Here is a 19,058-nt window from a genome sequence, read left to right as displayed (position 1 = left end):
GCGAGCGAGGCACCTGTCCCTCATTCGCAGCGCCACGTCAGGCGGTCGATCTCGCGCAGGAAAACCCTGGAAGCGACGCGGCGGCACTCAAGTGATTTCGGGCCCTTGCCGTTAATGCCGGCCATATACCTCCGCGTTGCGAACCGGCGCTGCTCACCCGCGCCGTCCACCGCACGAGCGTTCGAACTTACCCACAGACACAAGCCCATCATGTTTTCACGTCTCTCCATCACGGCGCGCCTGTTCGCCACATTGGGGCTGGTCGGCATGCTCACCATCGCGACCGGGCTGCTGGGCCAGGTCGGCATGCGCAGCTCCAACGAGGCGCTCAAGGAAGCGTATTCGCACCAACTGGCATCGTCGATCGCCATTGGCAAGGCGAACCTGAATCTCACGATCGTTCGCACGACGTTGGACCGCGTGCTGCTCCATCCGGACTCGCCCGACCGTTCCGCACTGATCGACAAGGCGCTCAACTACCTTGCAGTTTCCGACCGCGCCTGGGCCGACTACCAGCACGTTCAGCGCGGGCCGGACGAACAGGCGCTCGCCGACGCCGTGAGCAACGCGCGCAGCACGTTCCTTCAGCAAGCCATCCTGCCGATGATCGACGCGATGAAGCGCGGCGACCACGACGCAGCGGACAAAATCGCGATGACCGTCGTGCCGCCGTTTTCGGTGGCGCTCACGAAGTCGTCCGACGCCCTGGCGGCCTGGCAGCTCAAGGCCGGTCAGGACGCCTTCGATTCGGCCCAGCAGCAGTCCGCCACGCTGCGCGGCGCCGGCATCGCGCTGATCGTGCTGGGGCTCGTGATGTGCGTGGTGTGCGCAATCGGCCTGCAGCGCTCCATCTCGCGGCCGCTTTCGGAAGTGCTCGCGCACCTTCAGCGCATTGCGCGCGGCGACCTCACGAACCGGCTGGAAGCGCGTTCGCACGACGAGATGGGCCAACTCGTGAAGGGGCTCGGCGCGATGCAGTCCGGCCTCGTGGAGACGGTGCAGCAGGTCATGCGCGGCTCCGAATCGATCACGCAGTCCACGCGCGAGATCGCCGCCGGCAACAACGACCTCTCACAACGCACCGAAGAACAGGCCGCGTCGCTGCAGGAAACCGCGGCCAGCATGGAGCAGCTCACGTCCACCGTGAAGCAGAACGCCGACAACGCGCGACAGGCGCACGGCCTCGCCGAACAGGCGTCGCAGATCACGGCGCGCGGCGCGACCGTGGTGAGCGACGTGATCGGCACCATGAGCGACATCGACCGCAGTTCGCAGCGCATCGTCGACATCATTGGCGTCATCGAGGGCATCGCGTTCCAGACCAACATCCTCGCGTTGAATGCGGCCGTGGAAGCGGCGCGCGCGGGCGAACAGGGCCGCGGCTTCGCCGTGGTGGCGAGCGAAGTGCGCTCGCTCGCGCAGCGCTCGGCGGTGGCCGCCAAGGAGATCAAGGAACTGATCGGTGATTCGGTGGACCGCGTCACCGCAGGCTCGCGGCTCGTGGGCACGGCAGGCGAAACGATGGAGGAAATCCGGCGCGCCATCGCGCAGGTGGCGGGCATCATGAACGAGATCTCCGCGGCGTCCAACGAGCAGAGCGACGGCATCGAGCAGGTCAATGTCGCGGTCTCGCAGATGGACCAGGTGTCGCAGCAGAACGCAGCGCTGGTCGAACAGGCGTCGGCTGCGGCGATGTCGCTGGAGGAACAGGCGAGCGCGCTGCAGCAGGCGGTGTCGAAGTTCCGGCTCGCTTACTAAGCGGCGCATTGAGCGCCCGCACGGAGGGGTGCACAGAAGGAGCACTGAAAGCCCATGCGCTGAAGCATGGGCAGCGTTGCGGTATCGTAGTTCTTCCTATCCGTCAGAGGAGCAACGATGGCAACAACCCCCTACGCAAAGACCGCGCCCTCGCGCGAAGACGTGGCGGCGCTGCCCGGCGCCGCGGTCGTGGAGTTCGGCACCGACTGGTGCGGCTACTGCCAGGGCGCGCAGCCGCTCATTTCGCAGGCCTTCGCCCAACACGAAGGCGTGCAGCACCTGAAAGTGGAAGACGGGCCTGGCAGGCCGCTCGGCCGCTCGTTCAAGGTCAAGCTGTGGCCCACGCTGATCTTCCTGCGCGACGGCAACGAAGTGGCACGCGTGGTGCGTCCGAACAATGTCGATGAGATCGAAGAGGCGTTTGGAGCCCTGAACTGACGCCGCACGCCTCCCGAAAACCTTCACCTTTGATGCCGCCGAAGGGCTTGTACAACGAGGGTGGAGACCGTGCAGACCTAACGCCAGGCCGTCGAAACGTCCCGAAAACCCTCACCTTTGGGTCTAAACGGCGGCATCTGGGAGCGAACGGCGTCGCGCCACCTCACCGTTGGGCCCGCTCCCGAAAACCCTCACCTGTGTGCTGCGCAGGGGCTTGCCTGGCACTGGTGTTGCAGGCTTTTTCCGGGAACGACGCTTCCAGATGGACCGCAAACACGAGGCACGACAAGCCGGAAAGCCCTTGTTTTAGGGCACTTTGTGCGTTTTCCTGCGTGGCAACCGGCTCGGGCCGCCCGGGTCGTGCCTCGTGATGGCACCGACCTGCCCCGGGCGACGGCGGGTACCTGCATGGCTTCCATGACGGGCGAGGGTCGCGTGTTTAGTCTTCGATGAACCTGAGATGCAGCGGTCCGCAGCAGCCGTCCCCCCGTAAATCCTCACCTCACGCAGCCCACGTCCCGAAAACCCTCACCTTTGCCGACGCCGCGGCGCTTTCTACCTCAACTTCACCGAAACAAAGCTGCGCGCGTTGTTCCGCTGAATCAGCAGCGAAACGAGCTTGCCTGAGCGCGCCACGATCTCGTTGGCCTGGTCCTGCGTTTCCACCAGCGTCTCGTTGAGCGAGAGCACCACGTCGCCGCGCCGAACCCCTGCTTTCGCGGCCGGATTCCGTACGTCGTCCACCATGAGACCCACGGGCAAGCCGGTCGAGCGCCGCTCGCTCTCACTCAATGCGTGCATGACGAGGCCGAGGCGCTCGGTGCCTGCCGCAGCCGGCGCGGCGAGACGCACCGGCACGGGGCCCGCCGCCGCGGCGCGCCCCGAAGCGAAGGCGCCATCGGCTACCGGCCCCGCGCCGGAGTCGTCTGCAACTTGCGCGGCCACTGGCGTGACGCCCGCGGCATCGTCCTCGCTCTTGGCCGTCGCAGTCGCGGCGGCGGCCAGCGTCGTGGTCATCCACCTGCGATTGCGGATCAGCTTCAACGGCGCCTTCGCACCGGGCGGCAGCGCGGCGGCTTCGTTCACGAAATCCGCGGACCGGTCGATCGGCCTTTCGCCGATACGCACGATCACGTCGCCCGCCTTGAGTCCGCTCGCCGCCGCGGGCGAGCCCGCCTCCACGGTATCCACGAGCGCGCCCGCCGCGCGCGGCAATCCGACCGCCGCCGCAAGCCCGGGGCTCACGTCCTCCACGTCCACGCCGAGTCCGTTTCCCGACGGCGGCTTTTGCGCCTGCGCCTGCAACTGCGTGCGCACCTTGTTCGCCGTGTTGATCGGAATGGCGAAGGTCAGGCTGTTGTAGCCGTCTGCATCCGCGTAGACCTGCACGTCGATGCCCACCACCTCGCCTGCACGGTTGAAGATGGGGCCGCCCGAGTTGTCGGGATTGAGGGCCACGTCGGTCTGGAAGAACGGAAAGCTGCTGCCGTCGGGCAGCACACGCGACGTCGTGCTGACAATGCCGGCCGTCACCGCATTGTCGACGCCGTCCGGCGAACCGATGGTCAGCACCGGCTCGCCAGGCCGCACGTGCGACGAGTCGCCCAGCTTCACGGCAGGCAGCTTCGTGGCGTCGATCTGCAACACGGCTACGCCGCTCGGCACATCCACCGCGAGCACTTTCGCCTTGAACTCACGCTTGTCGGTGAGGCGGACGGTGACCTCGTCGGCATCGTCCACGACGTGCGCGGCCGTGAGGATCAACCCATCCGGGCTGACGATGAAACCCGAACCCGTGCCGATGATGGCGCGCGGTCCGTCCTGGTTTTGCCCCTGCCCTTGCCCCGGCTTCGGCGCCCGCGCGAAAAAAGCAGCGAACGGGTCCGCCGCATCCAGCGGATCCGCCGACGCCGCTTGTGCCTGCCGCGCGTCGCCGCTTGCCACGATGTTGACCACCGCAGGCCCGTATCGCTCGACGATGGAGGGAAAGTCGATTGCAGCCGTGCCGCTGCCGGCAGCGGCAGGCGCTACGCGTTTGGGCACTGGCGGCAGCCGCACCGCGTTCGCCGCGACCGCGAGCGGTGGCGCAGATGCACAGGCAACGAGGATGGCGGCGATCGCCGAGGAGCGAAGGACGGTGCGCGAGAGAGACAGGCGGGACACGGCGCACCTCCGGGTGCGATCGTTGTGGCCACGGCATTGGCGCAAGGCCTGCAAGCCGGGGCGTGTTTTTAATTCTATGTCGCGGCCCGAAAAAGCCGCCCCGGAAAAACACTACCTCGCCATTTGCGAAGTGCCTTGCGCGCGGCGCTCCTCATTTGTTCCGTGCGCTGGCCCACGTACATCCGCACATCGCCCCGCCGCGCACGTGAACCGGCGCACGTTCACGGATTGCCCGCGCCGCCCGACTCGCACTCTCGCCATGAATTTGCCGCGTCACATCGCTCGACCGCGCCGAAGCAAGTTCCACATAGACAGAGACGTGCGCGAATTCCGCGGGCGTGCCGGGCAAGCGAAATTCCCGTGTGCGACGGGATGACCGGAGGAAGCTAGCGCAGTCTTCGCAAAGGCACGGACGCGAACGTGCATGAAACGCAGAACGTCTGCAATTCTTGCCCGCCGCTTGCAACTGTTCCCGGCAGGCCGCCTGTCGATGCCGGAACCTGGACCGGTTCCGCTTCACGCCGCTTCACTCCGCTTCGTGCCGCCTCACTCCGGCGGCTCTTCTTCGGGTGCGAAAGGCTGTTCGATGTGGTCGGGCTGAATGTCCGCGTCCTCTTCGAGCGTGGAATCGCCATCCGCAGAGGCGCGCTCGCCCGTGCCGGATTCGTCGGTATCGCTTTGGCGCGCTGCCTCGCCGGTTTCCAGCGCGTGGCTGTCCAGCTCCGTATCGACGTCGAACTCGTGACGCTTCGCGCCTGCGATATCGCTACCCGTATCGGACGAATCGCTCGGGCCCAGCGCGCCGGTGTCGTCGCCGTGGCGACCTTCGTCGGCCGGTTCGGGCAGATCGTTGTCGGGATTCAACGTACTCATGGCGGGTTCCTCGGTAATCGGCTGTGTCGTGTGCCTTGCATGACGAGCAACGCGCGTTCCGCGCGCGGACGCCACGCGCCGAACCGTGGCGGCGGCATGGCCGTTGCTGTTCGTTCAAGGCATCCATTGCAACCTTCAAGGAGATCCAGCCATGCCCGACACCCGTCAATCCAACACCGCTCCCGCGAACCCGCAAAAGAGCCGCGATCACGGGCAACAGCAGCAGAACCAGCAAAAGCAGCCGCAACACCAGGGCGGGCAGCGCCAGCCATAGCCGCGCACGCGGCATGCATCGCGGGCGTGCAGGAGCGAATGCGCAGCCCGCGACGCTCGCCCGACACCCGTGCCGCACCCACACGACATTCGCCAACTCACTCACAGGAGCCGCATCCATGTCACCCACAAGCCGCCCCGACGCGCCGCTTCCCGAACAGGAACAGCGCAACGTTCCCGGCCATACCGGCCCCATGGACCCCAAGCCCGATCACGGCGAGCGCAGCTACAAGGGATCGGCACGTCTTGCAGGCAAGGCCGCCATCATCACCGGAGCCGACAGCGGCATCGGCCGCGCCGTGGCCATCGCATTTGCGCGCGAGGGCGCGGACGTCTTGATCGCGTATCTCGACGAGCACGACGACGCGAAGGAAACGGCACGCTGGGTGGAAGAAGCCGGCCGCAAGGCCGTGCTCGTGGCGGGAGACGTGGCAGACCGCGAGCACTGCCGCGAGATCGTGCGGCGCGCGGTGGAGGCGTTCTCGCGCATCGACGTGCTGGTCAACAACGCGGCCTACCAGATGACGCACGAAACGCTCGAAGAAGTCACCGACGACGAATGGGACCGCACCTTCGATACGAACATCGGCGCAATGTTTCGGATCACTAAAGCTGCGCTGCCGCATATGAAGCCCGGGGCCGCCATCGTCAACACGGCGTCCGTGAATGCCGACAAGCCGCGCCCTACGCTGCTGCCCTACGCCACCACGAAGGGGGCTATCCAGAACTTCACGGGCGGCCTTGCGCAACTGCTGGCCGAGCGCGGCATTCGCGCCAACTGCGTGGCGCCGGGGCCTATCTGGACGCCGCTGATTCCGTCGACCATGCCGCCCGAGCAGGTGAAGCAGTTCGGCGCCAACGTGCCGATGAAGCGGCCTGGGCAGCCTGCCGAACTCGCGCCCGTGTATGTGATGCTCGCCTCGAACGAAGCGAGCTACGTGTCGGGCGCGACCGTGGCAGTCACGGGCGGCGTGCCGATCATCTGATCCTTCGATCCAGACTCAGGGCGGCGCTGCCGGTTAGTGCGGGTTAGTGCCGGTTAGTGCCGGTCAGCCGCCGCCCTTGCGATCGGCGCGCGTGCCGCCTTCGGTGTGCGCAGTTGCCTCGCCCGCGCCGCGCACCGGTTCATCGCCCGGCGATCTCACGCCGTTCACGTTCAGATACGGCGCGGCCTCTTCGGCGTTCTGCGCCGCCTGTCCACCCTGGCCCGGCAACTCCGGCATGTCGCCGGAGCCCAGCGGCACCTCGGCGGTCTGATGCGGATGCTGATTGCCGCGCGGCGGCATCAAGTCTTCTCTCGGCGTGGGTTGATCGAAGCTGCCCGGCGTGCCGCGCGCACGGGGCTCTGCCTGGTCGCTCGGCGTCGTTTGAGTTTGTGAAGATGCGCGAGGCGCTTTCGATGCGGTCTCCTGCTGCGAAATAGCCTGTGGAGTAGCCTGTGAAACAGCCCGCGAAGTAGCGGTAGCAGCGCGGTCGCCGCGTTCCCGTTGGGACGGCGCGCCCGCGGCCCGCGTGGTGAGATTCGTCATGGTGGCTCCTTCGTGGCCACGGCGGCACAGCGGAATTCGAGGCTCGCCGCCGCACCGATCTGCGCGGCGGCGAGCGCCTGCCCTCAGCCTCATGCCGGCCGTGGCGGTTTGCTGCTGTTCATTGCTTCAGCTCATTGCTTCAGCTCATTGCTTCCAGTTCATTGCCTCAGCTCACTCGCAAGGCTCATTGCCCCTTCGTGTCGCTGCTCGCGTCGGCGCCGGGCATGTTGGTGCGATCCGTCATCGGCTTCTTCGCGTGATGCTTCTTCATCGTGCGCTTGTGAGTCGAGGTGGAGTTCATGCTCGTGCCCGTGCTGGCGGTGGGACCGGCCACTGCGTTGGCCGGCGTGTTCGGTCCGTTCGCGTTGCCGCCTGCCGAACCACCGCCGCCGTTCGCGCCGCCCGCGGCCGCGGTACCGCCTCCGCCCGCCGAACCTTGTGCGAACGCCGCGCCGCCCGCGCTCGTCACTGCCAGCAGAATCGAAATGAAGATCGCCTTCGTGTATTTCATGACATGTCCTCCGTAGTTGGAAAGGCCTGGAACGGGCCAGGGAACGGCCTGAAAAAAGCAGCCGTAGCGGCCGCGAGGCAAAACCATCGCCCTCCCAGCAACTCAGCAATGCATGTGCCGCGCGAACCGCGCCGCACATCCGTCGCTCGCGGCATGACCCGGTAGCGCCCCTATCGCAATACCGCAATACGGCCGGGCACGCGCGTTGCAACGGACAAGCAGTCCGCACTCGTGCAGAAGGGAGGTAACCATGGCAGCCCAGTCGAAAGAAAAGATCGAGCATCCGAATGAAGACCGCAGCGAAAAGCAGATCGACGAATCCGTCGAACACACTTTCCCGGCAAGCGATCCGCCGGCTACCGGCGGCACGACGCGCATCGTTCCCGATGACGATGACGGGCTCGACGATTCGCCCATGGAGTCGCCCACTGCCCCCGCACAGCCGCGCACCGGCGGCACGAAGTAGCGGGGTAGCCGGAAGATGGCGACACACCATCGGCATGCCGTCGACATGCATAAGGCGCGTCCACAATGAGCGGAGGCGACGAACCGCGTGCGCACGGCAGCGGCGCGAATGACGCAAGCGACCCCACTCGCGCCGCCGCGCCGCGCGAGCCCGACAACGCGCACGGCAAAGATGCCGGCAAAGACGCCGAAAAGAACGCGGGCAACGAGTCGCGCAACAGCAGCGAAGCCAACGACAGGACCGGCAACGAGGGTACCCGCAACAACGGCGACCACGACCGCGACCGAAGCGACAAAGGCAACGGCAAACGCAACAGCAACGAAGGCCAGGGCGAAAACAAGCCCGGCCGCCGCTCGCGCAAGCCCTTGCTGATTCTCGGCGCCGTGATCGTGGTGCTCGGTATCGTCGCGTTCGGCTGGTGGTTTGCCACGCGCAACCAGGAAAGCACGGACGACGCCTACACCGACGGCAACGCCATCACGATTGCCCCGAAGGTGTCGGGCTACGTCGTGCGGCTCGCCATCAACGACAACGTCTACGTCCATCAGGGCGACCTGCTGGTTCAGATCGACCCGCGCGACTACCAGGCCCAGGTGGATGCGGCACAGGCGCAGCTTGGTCTCGCACGCGCGCAGTTGAATGCCGCGCAGGTGCAACTGGACATTGCGCGCGTGCAGTACCCCGCGCAGTACGCGCAGGCCCGTGCGCAGATCGCATCGGCCCAGGCGAACCTGAAGCAGGCGCAGGCCGCGTACGAACGCCAACACGCCGTGGACGTGCGCGCCACCTCGCAGCAGAACATCGACGTGGCCGACGCCCAGCGTCAGACCGCCGACGCAAACGTCGCCCAGGCGCGCGCGCAATTACAGACGGCGAAGCTCGTACCGCAGCAGATTCGCCAGGCCGCCGCCGCCGTGGAAGAGCGCTTGCAGCAGGTGCGGCAGGCAGAGGCGCAGGTCGAGCAGGCAAAGCTGAACCTGGCGTGGTGCGAGGTGCGCGCGCCATCGGACGGCTGGGTCACGCGTCGCAACGTGCAGTACGGCACCTTCCTGCAGGCAGGCACGACGATGTTCTCGCTCGTCACGCCGCAGGTGTGGATCACCGCGAATTTCAAGGAATCGCAACTGGACCGCATGCGCGCGGGCGACCGTGTGAAGATTGGCGTGGACGCCTATCCGCAACTCGAGTTGCACGGGCACGTGGATAGCGTGCAGCTGGGCAGCGGCTCGCGCTTCTCGGCGTTTCCCGCCGAAAACGCAACCGGCAACTTCGTGAAGATCGTGCAACGCGTGCCGGTGAAGATCGTGATCGACAGCGGCGTGCCGCGCGATCACAGCTTGCCGCTGGGGCTTTCCGTTACGCCGACGGTTTATCTGAAGTAGACGAAGCGAGCTTTCGACCAAGGGAGGGCACATGAAATGCGCCCTCGGCGAGATCGCGCAAAGCGGAACGTCTCACCTCAAGGCCACGACGTCTCGCGCATCGGCAGCACCATCACTTCAGGAATCACCGTCTCCGGCGGCTGACGCAGCACGAACAGGACGGATTCGGCCACGTTTGCGGGGTCCTGCAACGTCGATGTATCGATGCCCGGAAAGCGGTCCAGCAGGAACGGCGTGCGCATGCCGCCCGCCACTACGGCCGACACCTTGATGCCGAACGGCCGCAGTTCCGCATGCAGGCTGTGCGAGAGCCCGAGCAGCCCCCATTTGCTCGCGTGATACGCGGCGGCATTCGGCCATGCGCGCTTCGCCGCCGTCGATGCAATGTTCACGATGTGTCCGCCGCCTGCGGTCTTCATGTGCATGACTGCGTGACGCGACACCACGAACGGCCCCGTCAGATTGGTCTGCAACACGCGCTGCCATTCGGCCACGGTGAGCACGTCGATGGGCTCGGTCACATCCACCGCGGCGTTGTTGACCACCACGTCGAGGCGGCCATGCCGCTGCACGATGCGCCCCACCGCTTCGGCCACCGCGTTGCTGTCCGTCACGTCGAGCGCAATCGCTTCGCAGCGGCCTGCGTCGTCTTTGCCGCCCGTGCTGTGCTCTGCAATGGTGGCGGCGGTACGCTCGGCACCTTCAAGTTTCAGGTCCGCTGCAATCACGTGCACGCCTTCGCGCGCGAGGCTCATGCAGATCTGTGCGCCAAGGCCGCTGCCGCCGCCCGTCACCAGGGCAATGCGTCCGTGCAGGTCGTGCCACGAGGGCGGGGTGGAACGCGTTTGTGCCATCTCGAACTCCATGCTGTAGGGATTGAAGGGAAGTCAAAGCGCACGGACGAACGCCGCGCGCGTACTGAACAAAGCGAAGGAAATCGGGATAAAAGCCGCTCAGGCGACCATCGTGGATTCAGGATCGCGCCGCGCGGCACGCGCCTTGGCAAGCGCGCGATACGCCACGGCCACCATCGAGGCAAACGCTTCGTCATACCAGGGATGCGCGCCGCTCACGGCCACCACAATCCCGTCTATCGCGACACTGCCCCACAGCGCGGTGTCGCCGCTCACGAGCAGATGGGGGCGCAGCGTCTGAAGCTCGTGCGAGCCCATGCCGGTGCGCCACGACAGACGCGCCTTGTCGAGCGCGAAGGCGCGGTAGTCGGCGTCCCAGGCCGACACGTCGCCTTCCGAATGCTCGCCCACGATGGCCTCCTCGAACGACTGATCGCGCGGGTCCAGCGTGGGCGACATCACGACGATGTGAAGAAAACCGGCGCCGCATATCTCGCGGTCGGCAATAGCAGTGCGCACGGCGGGCAAAGCCAGTTCGATGGCGCGCCGCGCGAGTTCGCGCTCCACGGCGCGTGTGGATTCACGAGAAGTGGCGCAAACAAGAGAGGATGGCGTGGTCAAGCGAGTCTCCTTGGCCTCGATGGGCGGCAAGCGTTGCGGGTCACGCGTGGGTGTCACGCGGGGTGTCACGTGTTGAGTGCACCCGTCATGTCACGCTGCTCGCCTCAGCAAGGCGTGTTCCCTGTGTCCGTCTCGTACCGTCTTCACGACCCCACGTGCTGTGCCGAATGCACGCCTGGGCCGTATCCAGGCAATGCCCGCGCTTCATCGTCTCGCGACACCTTCAGTGCCTGCGCCAGCGCCATTGCGAACCCCGCGATCGTGCCCAGGTTGCTGGGGTTACGCCTCACACCCACCCGCAGCACGGCGCATACCCACCCCTGCCCACCCTGCATGCGAGGAACGCCCCTTGCAACGCGCGCTTTATCTGAACCCCAACGGAACCCTTCGACGGACCCCTCTGGAGCCTTCATGCCCTCGTTGTTGCAGCCCGGCACGACCTGCCGTTGCATCCGCCGCGCGCACCGCCTGCGCGTGCTCGTGGACGCCGCCGCGTATTTCGCCGCCGTGCGGCACGCCATTGCGCGTGCAGAGCACAGCGTCTTTATCGTCGGCTGGGACATCGATAGCCGATTGCAACTTGTGCCGTGCAACGGCCACGAACAACCGCCCGACGGTCTGCCCGCGCCGCTCGCCGATTTCCTTTGTGCGGTCGCGCAGCGCAATCCGCACGTGCGCATCCACGTGCTCGCCTGGGACTTCGCGATGCTCTATGCGCTGGAGCGCGAGTGGCTGCCGTCGTACCGGCTCGGCTGGCGCACGCATGCGCGCGTGCGGTTTCGGCTGGACGGGCAGCATCCCGTGGGCGGCTCGCATCATCAGAAGATCGTCGTGGTGGACGACCGGCTCGCGTTCGTGGGCGGCATCGACCTCACGCGTTCGCGCTGGGACACACCCGCCCACGCGCCGGACGAACCGTTGCGCCGCAACGCCCATAGCGGACGCAAAGGCCGCCAACGGCGCGCGCAACCCTACGCGCCCTTCCACGACATTCACACCATGTTCGACGGCGAAGCGGCAGAAGCCATTGCCGAACTGGTGCGCGAACGCTGGCTGCGCGCCTTCGGCAAAACGAAGGCGCAGGCGGCAGCGCCAGATTCGCCGGCCGTCGCACGCGCGTCTGCGCGCACGCCGCAGCAACCCGATGCGTCGTCCAACGCCTGGCCGCCCTTCGAGCCTGCCGACTTCGAAGACGTGGACATCGGCATCGCCCTCACCGAGCCGGCCTTCAGCGGCCGCGCGCCGGTGGGAGACATTCGCGCGCTCTATCTCGCGGCCATCGCCGCGGCGCGCGAGAACATCTACATCGAGAACCAGTACTTCACGGCGAGCCCCGTGGGCACGTCGCTGGTCGCGCGGCTCACGCAACCCGAAGGGCCGGACGTGGCTGTCGTCGCGCCGCGCGCGCAGACCGGCTGGCTTCAAACCATGACGATGGGCGTGCTGCGCGCGCGGCTCTACCGCATGGTGAAGGGCGCCGACGACCACGGCCGCCTGCGCCTCTACTACCCGCACGTCGACGGCCTGGGCGACGGCTTCGTCAACGTGCACAGCAAGCTCATGACCGTGGACGACGAACTGCTCTTCGTGGGTAGCGCGAATCTCAACAACCGGTCCATGGTGCTCGACACCGAATGCAACATCGCGCTCGAAGCGCGCGGCGACCCGCGCATTCGCGCCGCCATCGCGCAGGTGCGCAACCGGCTGCTTGCCGAACACCTCGACGTGTCTCTCGCCGACGTCGAGCGCGCCTTCCAGACGCACGGCCGCCTGCACGCGGTAATCGAAGCGCTGCGCCACGAAGGGCGCGCGCTCGTGCCGTTCGACCCGGAAGTGGAGCCCGAGATAGACCGCCTCGTGCCCGAAGAAGCGCTCATCGACCCCGAAAAACCGGCCTCGCCCGACGAACTCATGCGCGAGTTCGTGCCCGGCGGCCAGAGCCGTTCGCTCTCCGCGCGCCTGTTGGTTCTGGGCGGCCTCGCGCTCGGCGTCGTGGCGCTCGCGCTGTTGTGGCACTTCACGTCGCTGCGCCATGACCTCAACTTCACGGCGCTCACGCAGACCGCCACGGCCATCGGAGACTCGCGCTTCGGCCCCGTGCTGATCGTGGGCGCGTATGCGCTGGCGGCCATTGTGTCGGTGCCCATCACGGTGCTGATCGCGCTGGCCGGTTTCGTGTTCGGTCCCGGCGCGGGCAGCGCCTATGCGTTGACGGGCACGCTGATCGCGGCGCTCGTCACCTACGGCGCAGGCGTCTGGCTGGGGCGCGATGCCGTGCGGCGGCTCGCCGGCGCGCGGCTCAACCGGCTCTCGGAGCGGTTGGGGCGCCAGGGGTTGGTCGCGGTCGTGATCCTGCGCGTGCTGCCGCTTGCGCCGTTCACGCTGGTGAACCTGGCCGCGGGCGCCTCGCACATCGGCCTGCGCGATTTTCTGGTGGGCACCGCACTCGGCATGGGGCCGGGCATCGTGCTCGCAACCTCGTTCGCGCATCAGTTGGTGGCCACCGTGCGGCATCCCAGCGCGGGCTCCATCGGGCTGCTCGCGGTCATCGGCGTGGTGCTGGTGGCGCTTTCGTTCGCGCTGCAGCGCTTCTTCACGAGGGGCCGATGAAAGCCGGCACGGAATCGACCCCGCTCGCTGCACCCATGCGCGACGATCCCGCCTCGCTCGCAGACAACGACGACCACGCACGCGCCGCCGAACTGCGCATCGCCACCTGGAACATCCACGGCGCGACAGGCGCGGACCGCGTGCAGTCGGCCGAGCGCATCGCGGCGGTGATCGGCGAACTGGACGCGGACATCGTCGCGCTGCAGGAAGTGCCGCTGGGCGACGCACGCACGCCGAACGCGCTCGACGTATTGCGCGCCGCCACGGGCCTCAACGCGGTGGAGGGGCCGACGCTCGACACACCGCGCCGCCGCTTCGGCAATGCCGTGCTTTCGCGGTTGCCGGTGCACGCCGCACGCACGCTGGACCTCTCGTTCGGGCAGCGCGAACCCCGCGGCGCGCTCGATGTGGACCTGCGCCATCGCGGCGAAACGCTTCGCGTGGTGGCCACACACCTGGGCCTCTCGGCGCGCGAGCGGCGCGCGCAGATCCACCGTCTGCTGTCCGCGTTCGACCGCCCCGACCTGCCTGTCATCCTGCTCGGCGACATCAACGAATGGTTCGTGTGGGGCCGCGCGCTTCGCATGCTGGTGGAGCACTTCCGCGCCGCACCCGCGCCGCGCACGTTTCCGGCGCGTTGGCCCGTGTTCGCACTGGACCGTATCTGGATGCACCCGGGCGAACGGCTCATCAACGTGCGCGTGCATGCCAGCCCGCTCGCGCGCATTGCGTCGGACCATCTGCCGCTCGTTGCACGCATCGCGGCAAGCCCGGCGCGCTCGGCTAAGCAACCCGACGAAGCCGGGCGCGCCGCTTGCTGATGCAACGTCGGGCTTCATTCGTAGACCCGTTCATTTGAAGGAGCGCTGTCATGGCCAATCGCCAATCGAAAGCTGACGAAAACGCACCGCTGCACCCCGGCACCGACAAACAGACCGGCACGGGCACGTTCAAGACCGACGTCTCCGAAACGGACGACGAAGGCACGAACGTGCGCGAAGCCGAAGTGCGCGAGGACGATCTCTCCGAAGTCCGCCCCTCTGAAGGCGAACGCGACGGCGGATCGAGCCAGTCGCATTGAGGCGGCTTGTGATCTCGCGCTAGTTAGAGCGGATGAGTGACGAGCACAACCCTGGACAAAACCAGGGCCACGACGCATGGCGACCCGCTGCGAACCCGTGGGTGATCGCCATCGTCGTCACGCTTGCGGCGTTCATGGAGGTGCTGGACACGACCATCGTGAACGTCGCGCTGCCGCACATTGCGGGCACGATGTCGGCAAGCTACGACGAGGCCACGTGGACGCTCACCTCCTACCTCGTCGCCAACGGCATCGTGCTGCCCATTTCGGCGTTCTTTGCGCGGCTGCTCGGCAGAAAGCGCTACTTCCTGATTTGCATTGCGGCCTTCACGGTGTGCTCGTTCCTGTGCGGCATCGCGACGAACCTGGGTCAGCTGATCGTCTTTCGCGTGTTGCAGGGCTTCTTCGGCGGTGGACTACAACCGAACCAGCAGTCCATCATTCTCGACACGTTTCCCCCCGAAAAACGCGGGCGGGCGTTCTCGATCTCGGCGGTGGCCATCGTCGTCGCGCCCGTGCTGGGGCCGACGCTGGGCGGCTGGATTACGGACAACTTCTCGTGGCGCTGGGTGTTTCTGCTCAACGTGCCAGTGGGCATTCTCACGACGCTCGGCGTCATGCAACTCGTGGAAGACCCGCCGTGGGAGCGGCGCGCAAGCGGCCGACTCAGCATCGACTACATCGGCATCGGGCTCATTGCGATTGGCTTGGGGTGCCTGCAGGTCATGCTGGACCGCGGCGAAGACGACGACTGGTTCAGTTCGCCGTTCATTCGTATCTTCGCGGCGCTGGCGGCGGCCGGCATGGCGGGCGCGGTGGCGTGGCTCATGTACACGAAGAAACCGGTGGTGAACCTGGCCTGCCTGCGCGACCGCAATTTCGCGCTGGGCTGCGCAACGATTGCGGCCTTCGCGATGGTGCTCTACGGCAGCGCGGTACTGGTGCCGCAACTCGCGCAGCAGCAGCTTGGCTACACGGCGACGCTTGCGGGCCTCGTGCTCTCGCCGGGCGCGCTGCTCATCACGATGGAGATACCCATCATCAGCCGCCTCATGCCGCACATCCAGACGCGCTGGCTGATCGCAACCGGCTTTCTGTTGCTCACGGTGGCGCTCGCGTATTCGCACATGCTCGTGCCGAACGTGGACTACGCCACGCTCGTGAAGATGCGCAGCGCGCAGTCCATTGCCATCGGCTTTCTGTTCGTGCCCATCACGACGCTCGCGTATCAGACCGTGCCGCGCGAACTCAACAACGACGCCTCCGCGCTGCTCACCATGTTCCGCAACGTGGCGGGGTCCATCGGCATTTCGCTTTCCACGGCAATGATCCGCGAGCGGGCGCAGGCGCGAATGGCGCATCTTTCTGAACATCTCTCGCCGTTCTCGCAGAACTACCAGGACGCCCTGCAACGCTCGGCCCACACGATCACGGACCTCACCGGGCAGCCTCCTGCTCAGGCGCTGCAAACTGCCACGGGCCGCCTTTACGAGACGTTCGTTTCGCAGGCCACGATCCTCGCGTACCTCGACGTCTTCGCGATGCTCGCCGTGTTCTGCCTGCTGTGCCTGCCGCTGTCGTTCTTCTTCTCGCCGGTGAAAGCCGCTGGCGGGGCGGGTGGGCACTGACATGACGCGGCACCGTTCTTTCAGCGGACAACGAGCGCGGACAAGCGCAGCGGCATGCACGCTTGCAGTTGCCACGTTGCTGCTCGTGAGCGCCTGCACGGTGGGCCCCGACTTCAAACCGCCAACAGCCAACGTGCCCGGCCAGTGGCACGACGTGCAGCGCGAGGCGTCTGCTACGTCTGCGGCGTCTGCTACGTCTGCGGCTTCAGCAACAGCGCCAACCTCGCAGACACCCGACCCGCCGCACGTCGAAGGCGCGCATCCCCATTCGTCGCCCACCACGGATTCGGACCCTGACCCGCGCTGGTGGCACACCTTCCAGGACCCGACGCTCGACGCGCTGATCGACCGCGCTGTCCGCGACAACCCCGACCTCCAGCAAGCCGTGTTGCGCATTGCAGAGGCGCGCTCGCAAGCGCAGTCCGCCGCGGCCCAGGGCCTGCCGAACGTACGCGCAACGGCCAGCTACACGCGCGAACAACTCGGCATCAAAGGCCTGCTCGAAGAACAGAACGCCTACGACGCCGTGAACCGGCTCGGGCAGCGCGGCGGCCCTTCAGTGCAACGCGGCGCGAACCAGTTCCTCGATCAGCTCACGTCGCCGGTGAATCTCTGGCAGGCGGGCTTCGACGCCTCGTGGGAAGTGGACCTGTTCGGCCGCGTGCGGCGGTCTGTGGAAGCCGCCAACGCGCAGACCGAAGCCGCGATGGAAAGCCACAACGACGCACTCGTTTCGCTCGAAGCCGAGGTCGCGCAAACCTACGCGCAATTGCGCGGTGCGCAGCAGCTTCGGCAGATCACGAGCGACCTCGTGAACCAGCAGCGCGAAATCGCGACGCTCGTGCAAAGCCAGGCGAGCGTGGGCATCACGAGCCAGATGGATGTGCAGAACGCTTCGGCACAACTGGCGCAGACCGCAGCGCAATTGCCGCTCTACGACCAGCAGATTGCGCAGGCGCTCAACGGTCTCGCGTATCTGGCCGGCGAAGCGCCGGGCGCGCTGGACACCCAGTTGCAGGCGCCGGGCGCGGTGCCGCCCGTGCCGCCCACGGTGCCGGTCGGCCTGCCCTCTACGCTCGCGCGCCGCCGCCCCGACGTGCGCCGCGCCGAAGCCGAATTGCACGCCGCCACTGCGGACGTGGGCGTGGCCGTCGCGCAGTTCTACCCCGACATTTCGCTCACCGGCCAGGTGGGCACGCGCGCGGGCCACGCAGACAACCTCGCGCGCTGGTCGCATCTGTTCTATTCGTTCGGACCGGCCATTTCGCTGCCTATCTTCGAAGGCGGGCAGCTCGTGTCGAACCTGCGACTGAGCGAGGCGCGCCAGGCGGAAGCGGCACTCGCCTGGCGCAGCGCCGTGCTCGTGGCGCTGCGCGACGTGGACAACGCACTCGCCGTCTATCGCACCGACCAGGCACGCCGCGACTCGCTCAACGACAGCGTGGCGGCTCAGCAAGCCGCATTCGACCTGGCGCGCGACAGCTATCGCAAAGGTCTGGTCACGTTCATCAACGTGCTGGACGCGGAACGCGAGCTCGCCCAAGGCAGGCAGCAGGCCGCTCAACAAACCATGCAGGTGACGACGGATCTCGTCGCGCTGTACAAGGCGCTCGGAGGCGGGTGGCAGACGGCGGCGTCCGCGGGTTCGGCGGCGTCGGCGGATCCGGTGCCGTCCGCGCACGCGCCGCAACCAGCGGGCTCGCCGCGGTCTTCGCTCTCCGCTTCGCCGCCGCAGGCGGCACCGCCTCCACGCTTCGCGCGATCCATGCCGTCCACGCAGGCCGCGCAGTCCACGCCATCCGCGCAATCCACGCCATCCGCACCGTCTCTCGCATCGAAGCCGCAGCCATGACCCTGCCTTCTCCCTCAACGTCGTCCGTGCCGCGCATCACGGTGGTCGTGCTCACGCACAACCGCGTGCACGAAGTGACGGAAACCGTGGCGCGGCTGCTTGCGCTGCCCGAACGTCCGCCCGTGATCGTCGCGGACAACGGCTCCACGGACGCCACCGTCGAAACCCTGTGCGCACGCTTTCCCTCCGTGCGAGTCGTTGAGTGCGGCGCGAATCTGGGCGCCGCGGGCCGCAATCACGCCGTGGCCGTCGCCGAAACCGACTACGTCGCCTTCAGCGACGACGACACCTGGTGGGAACCGGGCTCGCTCGCCCACGCGGTGCGCGTGCTCGACGAATCGCCGCAGGTGGCCGTGCTCAACGCGCGCGTGGTGGTGGGCGAAAACGAACGCGCCGACGCCACCTGCGAGCGCATGAGCGCGAGCCCGCTCGACAGCGCGGGCTTACCCGGTCCGCTGCTGACGGGCTACATGGCAGGTGCCTGTGTGTTCCGGCGCGCGGCGTTTCTCGAAGTGGGCGGCTATGAGCCGCGGCTTTTCATCGGCGGCGAAGAAGAACTCGTCTCGCTCGATCTGCTCGTGCGCGGACACGCCATGGTCTATTGCGACCGGCTCGTGGCGCATCACCATCCGTCGCCGGCACGCGATGCGGGTTTGCGGCGCCGCATGCTGGCGCGCAACGCGGCATGGGTGGCCTGGCTGCGCCTGCCGCTGCCGATGGCGCTCAAGGCCACGCTGAAGGCGCTGCGCGTGCTGCTGCACGAGCGGGCGTTGTGGCGCGATGCGCCGCGGCTCGTGAGCGGCATAGCGTGGGCATGCAGCCGCCGACGCGTGGTGCCGCCCCACGTGCGCGCCATGCGGCTCGCGGTGCGCAACGCCGAACGCACTGCGGACTGGCTCGCGAACCGCAACGCGGCGTGGCTGCGCACGCGCCGCGCGGCGGGCGGCGGCGCTTCGGATGCTTCGGGCGTTTCGGGCGTTTCGGGCGTTTCGGGCGTTTCGGGCGTTTCGGGCGATTCG

General features: G+C 67.2%; 18 protein-coding genes. 12 read left to right on the top strand and 6 right to left on the bottom strand.

What is annotated here, in order from left to right:
• The first annotated feature begins 210 nt into the window (after positions 1-210).
• Both PXJ20_RS30795 and PXJ20_RS30790 read left to right on the top strand, forming a co-directional pair.
• Positions 211-1,758, top strand: coding sequence for a methyl-accepting chemotaxis protein (locus tag PXJ20_RS30795; RefSeq protein WP_126875557.1), 1,548 nt, complete (start codon positions 211-213; stop codon positions 1,756-1,758).
• Positions 1,759-1,875: 117 nt separating this feature from the next.
• Positions 1,876-2,196 (top strand): thioredoxin family protein, encoded by a 321-nt coding sequence (locus PXJ20_RS30790; protein WP_017774194.1) that lies wholly within the window; start codon positions 1,876-1,878, stop codon positions 2,194-2,196.
• Positions 2,197-2,751: 555 nt separating this feature from the next.
• Here PXJ20_RS30790 and PXJ20_RS30785 read toward each other — a convergent pair.
• Both PXJ20_RS30785 and PXJ20_RS30780 read right to left on the bottom strand, forming a co-directional pair.
• The gene (locus tag PXJ20_RS30785; RefSeq protein ID WP_421031500.1) at positions 2,752-4,359 is read right to left on the bottom strand and encodes a trypsin-like peptidase domain-containing protein; all 1,608 of its coding nucleotides are present in this window, start codon (positions 4,357-4,359) and stop codon (positions 2,752-2,754) included.
• Positions 4,360-4,905: 546 nt separating this feature from the next.
• Positions 4,906-5,232, bottom strand: a complete 327-nt coding sequence (locus tag PXJ20_RS30780) for a hypothetical protein (RefSeq protein ID WP_017774192.1) — start codon at positions 5,230-5,232, stop codon at positions 4,906-4,908.
• 151 nt (positions 5,233-5,383) lie between these two features.
• On the opposite strand from PXJ20_RS30780, the gene PXJ20_RS30775 reads away from it, so the two are divergent.
• Positions 5,384-5,506, top strand: a complete 123-nt coding sequence (locus PXJ20_RS30775; RefSeq protein WP_017774191.1) for a hypothetical protein — start codon at positions 5,384-5,386, stop codon at positions 5,504-5,506.
• Positions 5,507-5,624: 118 nt separating this feature from the next.
• Positions 5,625-6,491 (top strand): SDR family oxidoreductase, encoded by an 867-nt coding sequence (locus PXJ20_RS30770; RefSeq protein WP_126875555.1) that lies wholly within the window; start codon positions 5,625-5,627, stop codon positions 6,489-6,491.
• A 63-nt stretch (positions 6,492-6,554) separates the two neighbouring features.
• On the opposite strand, the gene PXJ20_RS30765 is transcribed toward PXJ20_RS30770, so the two are convergent.
• Together PXJ20_RS30765 and PXJ20_RS30760 are read right to left on the bottom strand one after the other, a co-directional pair.
• Complete coding sequence (locus tag PXJ20_RS30765; RefSeq protein WP_421031501.1) at positions 6,555-7,034, bottom strand: hypothetical protein; 480 nt, start codon at positions 7,032-7,034, stop codon at positions 6,555-6,557.
• A 184-nt stretch (positions 7,035-7,218) separates the two neighbouring features.
• Positions 7,219-7,545 (bottom strand): hypothetical protein, encoded by a 327-nt coding sequence (locus tag PXJ20_RS30760; protein ID WP_017774188.1) that lies wholly within the window; start codon positions 7,543-7,545, stop codon positions 7,219-7,221.
• A gap of 250 nt (positions 7,546-7,795) precedes the next feature.
• Between PXJ20_RS30760 and PXJ20_RS30755 the strand changes: the two genes are divergently transcribed.
• Positions 7,796-8,011, top strand: coding sequence for a hypothetical protein (locus PXJ20_RS30755; protein WP_017774187.1), 216 nt, complete (start codon positions 7,796-7,798; stop codon positions 8,009-8,011).
• Positions 8,012-8,076: 65 nt separating this feature from the next.
• Entirely contained in the window at positions 8,077-9,393 is a 1,317-nt protein-coding gene (locus PXJ20_RS30750) for an efflux RND transporter periplasmic adaptor subunit (RefSeq protein WP_421031502.1), read from the top strand.
• Positions 9,394-9,470: 77 nt separating this feature from the next.
• Here the strand turns inward: PXJ20_RS30750 and PXJ20_RS30745 are convergent, their stop codons facing one another.
• Together PXJ20_RS30745 and PXJ20_RS30740 are read right to left on the bottom strand one after the other, a co-directional pair.
• Complete coding sequence (locus PXJ20_RS30745; protein ID WP_421031503.1) at positions 9,471-10,247, bottom strand: SDR family oxidoreductase; 777 nt, start codon at positions 10,245-10,247, stop codon at positions 9,471-9,473.
• A gap of 99 nt (positions 10,248-10,346) precedes the next feature.
• Entirely contained in the window at positions 10,347-10,868 is a 522-nt protein-coding gene (locus PXJ20_RS30740; protein ID WP_421031504.1) for a hypothetical protein, read from the bottom strand.
• 333 nt (positions 10,869-11,201) lie between these two features.
• On the opposite strand from PXJ20_RS30740, the gene PXJ20_RS30735 reads away from it, so the two are divergent.
• The 6 genes from PXJ20_RS30735 to PXJ20_RS30710 all read left to right on the top strand — a co-directional run.
• Positions 11,202-13,478 carry a VTT domain-containing protein gene (locus tag PXJ20_RS30735; protein ID WP_421031505.1) on the top strand — a complete coding sequence of 759 codons (2,277 nt, stop codon included), beginning with the start codon at positions 11,202-11,204 and terminating at the stop codon, positions 13,476-13,478.
• A 35-nt stretch (positions 13,479-13,513) separates the two neighbouring features.
• Complete coding sequence (locus PXJ20_RS30730; protein ID WP_421032616.1) at positions 13,514-14,299, top strand: endonuclease/exonuclease/phosphatase family protein; 786 nt, start codon at positions 13,514-13,516, stop codon at positions 14,297-14,299.
• A gap of 50 nt (positions 14,300-14,349) precedes the next feature.
• Positions 14,350-14,559 (top strand): hypothetical protein, encoded by a 210-nt coding sequence (locus tag PXJ20_RS30725; protein ID WP_421031506.1) that lies wholly within the window; start codon positions 14,350-14,352, stop codon positions 14,557-14,559.
• 32 nt (positions 14,560-14,591) lie between these two features.
• Entirely contained in the window at positions 14,592-16,187 is a 1,596-nt protein-coding gene (locus PXJ20_RS30720) for a DHA2 family efflux MFS transporter permease subunit (RefSeq protein ID WP_017774180.1), read from the top strand.
• Between the two features lies 1 nt (position 16,188).
• Positions 16,189-18,039 carry an efflux transporter outer membrane subunit gene (locus PXJ20_RS30715; RefSeq protein WP_421031507.1) on the top strand — a complete coding sequence of 617 codons (1,851 nt, stop codon included), beginning with the start codon at positions 16,189-16,191 and terminating at the stop codon, positions 18,037-18,039.
• A partial coding sequence (locus PXJ20_RS30710; RefSeq protein ID WP_421057469.1) for a glycosyltransferase family 2 protein occupies positions 18,036-19,058 on the top strand: 1,023 nt, incomplete at its 3' end. The genes PXJ20_RS30715 and PXJ20_RS30710, both read left to right, overlap by 4 nt.

This window comes from Paraburkholderia sp. A1RI_3L (genome assembly GCF_048957895.1).
Lineage (GTDB): Bacteria > Pseudomonadota > Gammaproteobacteria > Burkholderiales > Burkholderiaceae > Paraburkholderia > Paraburkholderia kururiensis.
This window is presented reverse-complemented; position numbering and strand designations above follow the sequence as displayed.